The sequence below is a fragment of the Flavobacterium sp. genome (genome assembly GCF_040402895.1).
Classification (GTDB): domain Bacteria; phylum Bacteroidota; class Bacteroidia; order Flavobacteriales; family Flavobacteriaceae; genus Flavobacterium.
Map to the genome: position 1 here is coordinate 123,083 of NZ_JBBALR010000004.1, position 12,842 is coordinate 135,924.

General features: G+C 32.1%; 9 protein-coding genes and 1 tRNA gene. 4 read left to right on the forward strand and 6 right to left on the reverse strand.

What is annotated here, in order from left to right:
* Positions 1–27: 27 nt before the first annotated feature.
* The 3 genes from ABWP60_RS05430 to scpA are packed head-to-tail and all read left to right on the forward strand — an operon-like array spanning position 28 to position 6,545.
* A complete protein-coding gene (locus tag ABWP60_RS05430) occupies positions 28–1,389 on the forward strand; it encodes a methylmalonyl-CoA mutase subunit beta (protein WP_353149625.1) in 1,362 nt (453 codons plus the stop codon).
* 24 nt (positions 1,390–1,413) lie between these two features.
* A complete protein-coding gene (locus tag ABWP60_RS05435; RefSeq protein WP_353149628.1) occupies positions 1,414–4,413 on the forward strand; it encodes an ELWxxDGT repeat protein in 3,000 nt (999 codons plus the stop codon).
* A gap of 8 nt (positions 4,414–4,421) precedes the next feature.
* Complete coding sequence (scpA, locus tag ABWP60_RS05440) at positions 4,422–6,545, forward strand: methylmalonyl-CoA mutase (RefSeq protein ID WP_353149631.1); 2,124 nt, start codon at positions 4,422–4,424, stop codon at positions 6,543–6,545.
* 46 nt (positions 6,546–6,591) lie between these two features.
* Here scpA and lpxD read toward each other — a convergent pair whose 3' ends face one another.
* From lpxD to ABWP60_RS05470, 6 genes are all read right to left on the reverse strand, one after another.
* On the reverse strand, positions 6,592–7,590 hold the full coding sequence (gene lpxD, locus ABWP60_RS05445; RefSeq protein ID WP_353149633.1) for a UDP-3-O-(3-hydroxymyristoyl)glucosamine N-acyltransferase: 999 nt from the start codon (positions 7,588–7,590) through the stop codon (positions 6,592–6,594).
* Positions 7,591–7,720: 130 nt separating this feature from the next.
* Positions 7,721–8,623: a site-specific tyrosine recombinase gene (locus ABWP60_RS05450; RefSeq protein WP_353149636.1), complete on the reverse strand. Its 903-nt coding sequence runs from the start codon at positions 8,621–8,623 to the stop codon at positions 7,721–7,723.
* A gap of 99 nt (positions 8,624–8,722) precedes the next feature.
* Positions 8,723–8,798, reverse strand: a tRNA-His gene (locus tag ABWP60_RS05455).
* Positions 8,799–8,862: 64 nt separating this feature from the next.
* Positions 8,863–9,579, reverse strand: a complete 717-nt coding sequence (bshB1, locus tag ABWP60_RS05460) for a bacillithiol biosynthesis deacetylase BshB1 (RefSeq protein WP_353149639.1) — start codon at positions 9,577–9,579, stop codon at positions 8,863–8,865.
* Positions 9,576–10,619, reverse strand: a complete 1,044-nt coding sequence (locus ABWP60_RS05465; RefSeq protein WP_353149642.1) for an isochorismate synthase — start codon at positions 10,617–10,619, stop codon at positions 9,576–9,578. The genes bshB1 and ABWP60_RS05465 overlap by 4 nt, the downstream gene beginning before the upstream one ends.
* On the reverse strand, positions 10,619–11,044 hold the full coding sequence (locus tag ABWP60_RS05470) for a PaaI family thioesterase (protein WP_353149645.1): 426 nt from the start codon (positions 11,042–11,044) through the stop codon (positions 10,619–10,621). Before ABWP60_RS05470 ends, ABWP60_RS05465 begins: the two co-directional genes overlap by 1 nt.
* A gap of 151 nt (positions 11,045–11,195) precedes the next feature.
* Between ABWP60_RS05470 and ABWP60_RS05475 the strand changes: the two genes are divergently transcribed.
* The gene (locus ABWP60_RS05475; protein WP_353149647.1) at positions 11,196–12,743 is read left to right on the forward strand and encodes a hypothetical protein; all 1,548 of its coding nucleotides are present in this window, start codon (positions 11,196–11,198) and stop codon (positions 12,741–12,743) included.
* Positions 12,744–12,842 lie beyond the last annotated feature (99 nt).

Consider the following 12,842-nt stretch of genomic DNA (forward strand, 5'->3'; position numbering starts at 1 on the left):
GTAAGTTTTCAAATCAAAAATAAATCAATGAAAACACAATTATTTCAAGATTTTGATGCGGTTTCATCTAAACAATGGAAACAACAAATTCAATTTGAATTAAATGGTGCAGATTATAATGACACCTTAATTTGGGAAAGTTTAGAAGGAATAAAAGTTAAACCTTTTTACCATTCAGATGATAGTATTTCCACCTATACTTCAAATACAAAAACCACAGCGTTTACTATTTTACAACAAATTTTTGTTCACGACATTCAGATGTCTAACAAAAAAGCAAAAGAAAGCTTAAACCGTGGAGCAGAAAGTATTTTATTTACAATAGAATCCGATAAAATTGACATCACAAAACTAATGGCTAATTTGCCTTTAGAAAATGTAGTTTATTACTTCCATTTACCTTTTATTTCAACAGAATATGTAAAAACACTAAATGATTTTGCTACAACTAATTCTTATAATTTCATTATTCAAGTAGATCCTATTGGTCAACTTTGCAAAGATGGAAATTGGTTCGAAAATTTAAATTCAGATATTCAAAAACTTAATGGAATTTCGAAAAATACGAGTATTCCATTTTTAAATATTCAAGCTGGAATGTATCAAAACTCTGGTGCCAATATGGTGCAACAATTGGCATACACGTTAGCGCATTGTAATGAATATTTCAATAGAATTTCAGCAATTAATAAACCGATTACTATTGAAGTCGCAATTGGAACCAATTACTTTTTTGAAATTGCCAAACTTCATGCTTTGCGCTTACTTTTCAATACATTAGCTGCAGAATATAAGCATAATTTTGATTGCCATATCATAGCCACACCTACAAAACGCAACAAAACATTATACGATTATAATGTAAATATGTTACGCACTACAACCGAATGTATGTCGGGTATTTTAGGTGGTGCCAATGCGGTTTCTAATTTAGCTTATGATGCCATTTACCATAAAGACAATGAATTTGGCGATAGAATTTCAAGAAATCAGTTACTAATATTAAAAGAGGAAAGTTATTTCGACAAAGTTAATAATGCATCAGATGGTGCATATTATATTGAATCTTTAACAGATCAATTAGCAGAAAAAGCTTTAGAATTATTTAAAGAAATTGAAGCCAATGGTGGTTTTATTACACAATTAATTGAAGGAACCATCCAAAGAAAAATTTCGGAAAGCGCACAAAAGGAACAAGAATTATTTAATTCTGGTAAAGAAATATTACTTGGAACAAACAAATATCCAAATCCAAACGACAAAATGAAACACGATTTAGAATTGTTTCCTTTCGTTAAAACTAAAGATAGAAAAACGTTAATTGTACCTATTATCGAAAAACGATTAGCCGAAAAAGTCGAACAAGAACGTTTGGCTCTAGAAGAATAATATTTCAAATTAATTAAATTTATTATGAAAAAAATAATTTTTGCACTGACAAGCATAATCACTTTAAACATTTACTCACAAAGTATTGATGTAACAGAAATAGAATTTAATACTGTTGGCGATAGTAATCCTCATAACTTAACAAAAGGAATAAGTAAAATTTACTTCATAGCTGATAACGGAATTGAAGGTAAACAATTATGGGTTAATAACACTTCAACTAATAAAACTTATATGGTTAAAGTTATTAATGGGATAGATAATTCCAACTTTTTAACTATTGGTGATATTTTATATTTTACTATTAATATCGGAACTGAATTATGGAGGAGTGATGGAACTGAACTTGGAACCTATCTAGTTAAACATATAAATAGCAATAGTTGGTCAAATAATACTATAACTAAATTATACAATTATAACAATAAAGTTGTCTTTGGGGCCGATGACGATATTAATGGTAAGGAACTTTGGATTAGTGATGGAACAACTAACGGAACAACACTATTAAAAAATATTAACACTGGTTCGAATAGCAGTAATCCGAGTAACTTTTTTACTTTTAACGGTTCTTTATATTTTACTGCGAATGATGGAATTAACGGATACGAGATTTGGAAAAGTGATGGAACGACATCTGGAACATTACTTTTTAAAAATATTGACTTAACATCTAGTAACAGTATAATTGATGGTAAATTCATTATTCTTAATAATGCATTTTATTTTTATGCAAATAATAATATTAATGGTTTTGAACTTTGGAAAAGTGACGGCACTTCGACAGGAACACAATTATTTAAAGACATCAATGTAGGAAATGGCAGTTCTAACTACACCTTAATAGGAGCAAATACAAATAGTTATTTTATTTTTGAAGTAAACTCTTCTACAATTGGAACAGAATTATGGAAGTCTGATGGAACTATCGCAGGGACAATTTTATTAAAGGACATAAATGTTGGATCAAATAATAGCGTTAATAATGATACACAATTTGCAGTTCTAAATGATAAAATTTATTTTAATGCAACTACTTCTATTAATGGAAATGAATTATGGGGAACAGACGGAACTACTTCTGGTACGCAACTTGTTAAAGATATTTATATAGGTACAACCAATAGTGAAATAGTTTCTTTAACCGGAGTTAGTAATTATCTAATATTTTCAGCACACGATAATACACATACTTACAATTCTGTATGGATAAGTAACGGTACTAATATCGGAACATTTGAGTTGAAAAACATTGACTTAACGCAATATCTAAATATAAATTTGAGCTTTGTTGAATTTAATAATAAAGTTTTTTTTTCTGCAGGTTATAACTCTTCAAAAGGAGTTGAGCTATGGACAACTGATGGAACCACAGTAAACACAAAACAATTCTATGAAATATCTCATCAATTAGCGGGAATTACTGATTTTTTTGATTCAGCAGAGATTGCAGGAAAATTAATTTTTACTGGTAATAATGGAAACGGAAATGAACCATTTATAACAGACGGTACCATTAATGGGAGCCAAATAATAAAGGATATTATTCCTGGAAGTGGCGGTCCATTTTATAGTAGTGATGGTTTTAGACCGGCTTCTTATACAAAAGCTGGAAATTATGTTTACTTTAGAGCTTCAAGTGCTGGTTTAGGTTTTGAAATATGGAAAACAAATGGTACAGTAGAAAGTACATCAATAGTTAAAGATATTAATGCTGGAAGTAGCAGTAGTATTTCTGAGTTCCCGTTTTTTTTAGAATTCAATAATATATTCTATTTCAAGGCTAATGATGGAATTCATGGTGAAGAATTATGGAGAAGTGACGGTTCAAGTGCAGGAACTTATATGGTTAAAGATATAAATGTCGGTAGCGCATCTTCATTAAATGGATTATCAAATGTATATTATAACAATCCTAATATTTTAAATCAAAAATGCTATGCAATATTGAATGGATTTCTTTATTTTACAGCTAATGATGGAATAGATAATTCTATTTGGAGAACAGACGGCACACCAAATGGAACTAATAAAGTTATTATTATTCCTACTAGTGGTAATTATGATAATAATAGAATTATTATTAATGCAACCAATAATAAATTCTTTTTTAAAACAAATTCAAATAATTCATCATATGGTAATAACACTTTGTGGTCTTCAGATGGAACACAATTAGGTACAATTCAATTATTTTCTACAAATATAACTGGCACAACACAATTCAAGAAAAACATTGTTCATAACAACAATTTATATTATACTATTTTTGGTACAAATGGAAATACACTTATGAAATCTGATGGTACTGCTATCGGCACAATAGTAGTAAAAGAAAATTTTACGACACAAGAAACATTCAATGCGTTAACATCCTGTGGAAATGAGGTTTACTTTGCAGTAGGAGTGCAAGGAATTGTAGGCTCAAAGGAATTATGGAGAACAAATGGAACTAATATCGGAACAATAAAACTTGGGGATTTAACATCATCAAATGAAAGTTTTATTTATTGTAACACATGTTATCAAAATAATTTATTATTCAAAAAAAATTTTTTAGATGAAAATAAAATATATTTTGTGAATACTACATCAACAAATACAGATAATTATCTTACTACAAATATTGTAAATTCTGAAAATTTTGGAGAGTATGGATATTATAGTTTTGCTGATTTTTATAATTTAAATAACAAATTACTATTTACTGGGGCAAAAAAATATAATGGACATGAACTTTATTCTTCAGAATTTAATATGACTCTTGATATTTCTGATTTTCATAAGAATTTAAATAATACAATAACAATTTATCCTAATCCAGCAAAAGATTTCATTAGCTTTAAAACCAATGAAAATGAAATGGTTACGAAAGTTACTGTTTTTAATTTGCTAGGGGAAAATATTTATTCATCAAATATTTTCAACAATAAATTATTATTAAACATCAATAATGGTATATATATCGTAAACATCTTTACTAATAAATCCCAATACAGTGCTAAATTAATTATACAAAAATAATTATAGCCATGAGAAAAAACATACAACATATACAATTAGTCAAAAGTCAAAAGTCGAAAGTTGAAAGTAATCAAACCAACTTCCACACAGCCGAAAACATTGATTTAAAAAAAATCTACTCCAAAGAAGATATTGAAGGATTAGAGCACATTGGTTTTGGAGCGGGTTTTGCACCCAACTTACGAGGTCCATACGCTACCATGTACGTACGCCGACCTTGGACCATTCGTCAATATGCCGGATTTTCAACTGCTGAAGAAAGTAATGCGTTTTATCGTCGTAATTTAGCTGCCGGACAAAAAGGGTTATCTGTTGCCTTTGATTTAGCCACACATCGTGGGTACGATTCCGATCATATTCGTGTACAAGGTGATGTTGGAAAAGCAGGCGTAGCTATTGATTCGGTGGAAGATATGAAAATTCTTTTCGACCAAATTCCGTTAGATGAAATGTCGGTTTCTATGACAATGAATGGTGCGGTATTACCTATAATGGCTTTCTATATCGTAGCTGCAGAAGAACAAGACGTATCGCCAAATCAATTAGCTGGAACCATACAAAATGATATTTTAAAGGAATTTATGGTACGAAATACGTACATCTATCCGCCAACGCCTTCTATGAAAATTATTGCCGATATTTTTGAATATACGAGTAATAATATGCCTAAATTTAATTCTATTTCTATTTCTGGTTATCATATGCAAGAAGCAGGTGCAACTGCCGATATTGAATTGGCGTACACACTTGCAGATGGTTTAGAATATATTCGAACTGGATTATCAACAGGAATGAAAATTGACGACTTCGCGCCTCGCCTATCTTTCTTTTGGGCAATCGGAATGAATCATTTTATGGAAATTGCAAAAATGCGTGCGGGAAGAATGCTTTGGGCAAAATTACTAAAACAATTTAACCCTAAAGATGAAAAATCATTAGCATTACGTACCCATTGTCAAACATCGGGTTGGAGTTTAACCGAACAAGATCCATTTAATAATGTGGCTCGAACAACAATTGAAGCGGCTGCTGCTGCTTTTGGCGGTACACAATCGTTACACACTAATGCCTTAGACGAAGCTATCGCTTTACCTACAGATTTTTCGGCAAGAATTGCTCGAAACACGCAAATTTTCTTACAGGAAGAAACTAAAATTTGTAAAACAGTAGATCCTTGGGCAGGAAGTTATTATGTAGAAAGTTTAACGGCAGAAATTATAGAAAAAGCGTGGACTTTAATTGAAGAAGTAGAAGCTTTAGGAGGAATGACCAAAGCCATTGAAGCAGGAATACCAAAATTACGAATTGAAGAAGCTGCAGCGAGAAAACAAGCTCGAATTGATAGCACACAAGATATTATTGTCGGCGTAAATAAATACCGTTTAGAAAAAGAAGATCCATTACATATTTTAGATGTAGATAACGATATGGTACGCAAGCAACAAGTCTCTAGATTAGCAGAAATAAAAGCAAAAAGAGATACTGCTAAAGCGGCAAAAAGCATGCAAGATTTAACAGAATGTGCCAAAACAGGAAATGGTAATTTATTAGCTATTGCGGTTGAAGCCGCAAGAAATAGAGTAACTTTAGGAGAAATTAGTGATGCTTTAGAAGTGGTCTTTGGACGACATAAAGCGCAAATTAAATCGATTAGTGGTGTGTATAGCAAAGCAATAAAAAATGATGAAAGTTTTGAAAAAGCAAAACAATTAGCCAACGAATTCGCTAAAAAAGAAGGTAGAAGACCCAGAATTATGATTGCTAAAATGGGGCAAGACGGTCACGACAGAGGTGCAAAAGTAGTCGCTACAGGTTATGCCGATGTAGGTTTTGATGTAGATATTGGGCCTTTGTTTCAAACACCTGCCGAAGCAGCCAAACAAGCCGTGGAAAATGATGTACACATTTTAGGTGTATCTTCATTAGCTGCCGGACATAAAACTTTAGTGCCTCAAGTAATTGAAGAATTAAAAAAATATGGCAGAGAAGACATTATGGTAATTGTTGGAGGTGTAATTCCAGCGCAAGATTATCAATTTTTATTCGATGCTGGAGCTGTTGCGGTTTTTGGTCCTGGAACTAAAATTAGTGAAGCCGCAATTAGTATTTTAGAGGTTTTGATTGAGGATTAAATATATTCAAACCTGACAGGTTTCAAAAACCTGTCAGGTTTAATTATTATTTATTAGCATCTCTTACCAATCTTTTCAAAATTGCCCATTGTTTTAAGGCGTCTCTGGCTTCTACTGCTGGATAACCTAACATTGTTTTTCCTGCCGGAATATCACCTGTTACACCAGAACCTGCACCAACTATAGCACCATCCCCTATTACTGTATGGTCTTTAATAGAAGCACTACCACCAATAATTACGCCATTTCCTAACGTTACAGAACCTGCCAATCCAGAGTTCCCAGCCATAATACAAAATTTACCCAATTTACTATTGTGACCAATTTGTACTAAATTATCAATTTTACAGCCATCTCCAACAATTGTAGAACTAAATTTTCCTCTATCTACACAAGAATTCGCTCCAATTTCTACACCATTACCAATAATCACATTACCAATTTGCGGAATTTTCACCAATCCTCTTTCTGGATCTGGACGGAAACCAAAACCATCCGCACCAATAGTTGCATTTGGATGTATAATACAATGACTACCAATATGGCAACGCTCACGAATTACAGCTCCAGACCAAATGGTGGTTTGATTTCCAATCGTACATTCGTCTAAAATTGTTACATTTGGATAAATAAGTACGTTTTCTCCAATAATTACATTTGGACCAATATAGGCTCCTGCGCCAATTTTTGAACCTGCACCAATTTTTGCTGAAGCATCAACAACAGCTGTGGGATGCATCGCTACAGAAAAAACAGGCATAGGAGGAGCGAACATTTCCAATACTTGCGACATCGCCAAATCGGCGTTTGACACTTTTATAAAAGCCCGATTTTCACCTGGTTCAATAGAAATATCATGATTTACAACTGCTACACAAGCTTTCGAATCCGACCAAAATTTTTCGTATTTTTTATTTCCTATAAAAGATATTTCTGTGTCTTTTGCTGCTTCTAATTGTTCTGGTGCTGTAATAATTGTGGTGGTATTACCAACAATTTCACCTTTTATTACTTCATTTATTTCTTGAATAGTATATGTTTTCATCCGATGGAATAGTTAATTATTTAAACCTAAATATTTTGCACCAAAGTACATTAAAACTAATTAATATGAAAATTTTTAAAATTTTACAGAAAATAATGCCGAATAATTTCGAATTTAAAACAGCAAAAAATTATTTTCCTCTTGGATGAAAGGTGTTCATTACATCTGCTAAAAATTTTCTATCCAAGTGCATATAGACTTCTGTAGTCGTAATAGATTCGTGACCCAACATCAATTGAATCGAACGTAAATCGGCACCATTTTCTAATAAATGTGTCGCAAAAGAATGCCGAAATGTATGTGGTGAGATGGTTTTTTTTAAATCGATTTTTAAGGCTAAATCCTTAATAATTGTAAAAACCATAGCGCGAGTAAGTTGTTTTCCCCTACGATTGAGAAACAACGTATCTTCGTGTCCTTTTTGAATAGGTATATGGGTACGAATGAAGTTTTTATAGTTCAAAATTATTTTTTGCGTGGACAAACCAATTGGAACAAAGCGTTGTTTGTTTCCTTTTCCTGTAATTTTCAGAAAACCTTCTTCAAAAAATAAATCGGATATTTTTAAGGTGACCAATTCAGAAACACGTAAACCACAACTATAAAGGGTTTCCAACATCGCTTTATTTCGTTCTCCTTCGGTTGAAGTTAAGTTTATGGCTTGAATTAATAAATCTATTTCTTCTGTAGAAAGGGTATCGGGTAATTTTCTTCCTGTTTTTGGGACTTCAATTAATTCAAGCGGCGTGTCTTTGCGATACTCTTCAAAAATTAAATAATTAAAAAAACTCTTTAAACCTGAAATTATCCTGGATTGACTTCGCGCATTCACTTGAGTAGAAATGGTGTAAATAAATTGTTGCACCTGTTCGTCAGTAATTTTTATTGGAGAAACCTCTATGTTATTTTCTGTTAGAAAACCTACTAATTTTTCAATATCAAAACTATAATTCTGAATGGTATTAAGAGACAATCCACGTTCCAATCGTAAATAATTTTGATATTCTTTTATGTAAGTATTCCAATTTGGCATTCCAGTTTGAATTTAGGCTAAGATATAGCTTTCCATTTTCTGATGCAATACTTATTAAAAGTAAGGCATAAAAAAAGCCCTACATTTCTGTAAGGCTTTGGGTGGAAGACCGGGTTCGAACCGGCGACCCTCGGTACCACAAACCGATGCTCTAACCAGCTGAGCTACAACCACCATGTATAAATACGGGTGCAAATATAACACTAAACTTCATACTTGCAAAGAAAAAAATAAATATTTTACTTCAAATCCCATAAACTATTAACGGTCAAATATCTTTCAACAGTAAAACCTTCAGCATACTCCACTCCTACTAAACGTCCTAAATCCATAGCACGATACTCGATACTATCTAAAAAGTTTTTTGAAGTAATTGGTGTGTTGGGTTCGTTGGAATTTGGATTATAAAATTGGGTTGCATAAGCTTTTACTGCTTTCATTTTTACATCCATAAACTCGGAAACATCCACTACAAAATCGGGTTCAATAGTTTGCCATTGTATGTAATGATAGACCAATTTTGGTCGGTAATGCGTTTGTTTTTCGCCATTTAATTCGGTTTCAATTTTAGTTAAACCGGATAAAAAACAAGCGTCACTAACTAATTTACTTCCTTTTTCGTGGTCGATATGTCGGTCTGCAATAGCGTTACACAACACAATTTCAGGTTGGTATTTACGTATCATTTTAATGATTTCCAATTGATGGGCTTCATCATTCACAAAAAAACCATCTCTGAAATTTAGATTTTCACGAATAGTAACCCCTAAAATTTTCGCAGCTTCAGCAGCTTCTTCCTCTCGGGTTTGCGCCGTGCCTCGAGTACCTAATTCACCACGAGTTAAATCGATAATTCCCACTTTTTTACCAAGTGAAATTTCTTTGGCAAGTGTTCCTGAACAACCTAATTCCACATCATCTGGATGTGCCCCGAAAGCTAATATATCTAATTTCACAACTTTTTACTTTTTACTAAAATATCCCAAATCGTCAAGGCTTTATTTTCTGTTTCTAAAAATTCTTTGTCAGCTTGACTATCTTTTGTAATGCCGCAACCTACATAAAGAATTGTATTTTGACTTTCAATTTCACAACACCTCAAATTTACAAATAAATTCGTTTGTTCTTGCATTTTATATTCACCTAAAAATCCAGCATAATATTTCCTATTGTACTTTTCGTTTTCTAAAATAAAATTTCTGGCGGCTTCTAATGGCATGCCACAAACGGCAGAGGTTGGATGTAAGGCATTAATTAAATCGTTTTCAGAAATATCTGTTTTTAATTTTCCAGAAATATCTGTTTTTAAATGGGCTAAATTACCCGCTTTTTGTGTATATGGTTCTGAAATTTGTAAACTTTCTACCAAGTTTTCAGTACTTTTTCTGATGTAATCTGTTACCAACTGCTGTTCAACTATTTCCTTTTCTTGCCAAGTAATTGTCTCCGAAAAAACCTGAGTTCCAGCTAAAGCAACGGTTTCAAAAATGTTGTTTTTAATTTTTATTAATTGCTCTGGGGTAGCGCCCATCCACAAACCTACTTTTGGGTGAAACCATAAATATCGGAAAGCTGTTGGGTATTTTTTTAATATATTTTGATACGATTTTATACTGTTTATCGATTGCGAAAGTTCAATTTTACGTGACAAAACGATTTTTGTAAAGGTCTCTTTTTCAATTTCAGAAATTCCTTTTTTAACTAAATCTTCAAAATGATTTTGAAGTCGTTCATTAGATTTATATTCAATTTGAACCAAATCATCTACTACGTCAAAATCTATTTTCTCTTGTAAAAATTCTGAATCAGACAAAGGAAAAACAACATTTGTTTCCTTATAAAAGCTAGCAAAAACAAACCCTATTTGATTTTCAAATGTATGTAAAGTCGCATCATTTTGAAAAACACCCTGCAAAATGTCTTCATTTGGCTTGGCAAATAACACAAAGGGCAATTGGTTTTGAAAATAAAAATCGACTTTTTCTAACAAGTTCATTATCTGTCTCTTCTTGATAAAACCATATTAGACAATTTACATAAAGAAATTAATTTGTCGTTTTCATCTACAATTTTAATTTCCCACAAATGAATACTGGCTCCTTTATGAATAATTTTTGCTGTACAAAAAACGGTGCCTTCTCTTTTACTACGTAAATGGTTGGCACTAATTTCGATACCACGAACTTCTTGTTTTTCTGGATTGATGAACATCAATGAAGCGGCACTTCCCACGCTTTCTGCTAAAGCCACTGTAGCACCACCGTGCAACAATCCCATGGGTTGATGTACTCTTGAATTTACTGGCATTCTTGCTTTTAAAAAATCTTCACCGGCATCAATATACTCGATTTCTAGGGTTTCCATTAACGTATTTTTAGACCATTCGTTACAAAGTGCTAAAAATTTTTCTTTATTAAACATAAATAGTTATTTTTACAAAGTTACAAATTTATATTTTCGAATAAAAATATACCAAAACGAAGTTTTTTTCGTTTAAAATCAAGTTACCACGAATTACCTCAAATCAATATTAAAATTTGAAGCTAATTCATTTCATAAAATAATAAAATATATGCGTCAGTTACTACTTTTTCTTGGAATAATTGCTACTTTTTGTTTCTCGTCGTGCAGAAACGAACTTGATTTTGAACCGAGTATTGGTACCTTAACTTTTTCTAAAGAAACCGTGTATTTAGATACCGTTTTTACGAATATTGGTTCCAGTACCTATACTTTAAAAGTATACAACAATAGCAACAAAAACATATCTATTCCAAAAGTTAGATTGGGAAAAGGGCAAAGTTCAAATTACCGATTAATGGTAGATGGCGTACCTGGAAAAGAGTTTGAAAATGTAGAACTTTTAGCCAAAGACAGCTTGTTTGTTTTTATTGAAATCACGTCAAATATTGCCAATGCCAATCCAACCGATTTTTTATATACTGATAGAATTGAGTTTGGCGACACCAATACTTATCAAAAAGTAGAATTGGTTACGTTGATTCAAGATGCTGTTTTTATTTATCCAGAAAGAACGGGTAGTCCAAATAATTATACCTACGAACAAATTAATTTAGGAACAAACACAGAACCTGTAAACATTACCGGTACTAATTTAAGCGAAACAGATGCCACAAACGGAAACGAGCTACATTGGACCAATACAAAACCCTATGTAGTATATGGTTTCGCTAAAATTCCTGAAACGAAAACACTAGTTGTTGATCCTGGAACAAGGGTGCACTTTCATGCTAACTCAGGTTTAATTGTAGCTGCAAATGCGCATTTACAAGTGAATGGAAATGTATCTACAACCGACGATTTAGAAAACGAAGTAATATTTGAAGGCGATCGTTTAGAGCCAAATTATAGTGATGTCCCTGGACAATGGTTAGCAGTATTATTTATGGGAGGCAGCAATCAAAATGTTATAAAAAATTTAACCATTAAAAATGCAACTGTAGGTATGTTAGTTTCAAATAATGACGGAACAACAACTCCAACTATTGATATGATGAATGTCCAAATTTACAATTGTGCCAATGTAGGAATTTTAGCAAGAACAGGAAATATTACAGGTAAAAACGTGGTAATTAATAATTGCGGACAAACCAGTTTAGCTTGTACGTATGGTGGAAGTTACGACTTCACACATTGTACATTTGCTAATTATTGGAGTTCGCCAAGTCAAACAAGTTTGGTGTTAACCAATGAAAATATAAGCAGCACGGTTCAAACTTCATTAACACAAGCGGATTTTAAAAACTGTATTTTCTATGGTTCTAGTAATTTTGGAATTGCATTAGAAAAAACAGGAGCCGTTTTTAATTATAAATTTGATAATTGCTTGATTAAATTTGTTGATTATAACAACCAAATAAGTAACAATCCTTTATATCAATTTTCTACAAATACATCAAAATATGTAGGGTGCATTTTCGCAACCAATTCAACAACAAACAAACCTGAATTTAAAAATACGAATTTAAATAATTTCCGCATTAATGAAAATTCCATATGTAGAAACAATGCCAATTTTGCGTATTCGTTTCCACTAGATATTGTTGGGACAACTAGGACAAATCCTTCCGATATTGGTGCTTATGAATATTTACCATAAATTTAAAATTTAGAGCGGTTTTTACCGCTCTTTTTTTTTATACTTTAAGAAGAAAGTTTAACTTTGCATCAGAAACAACTAACACAACTGAAATAACAT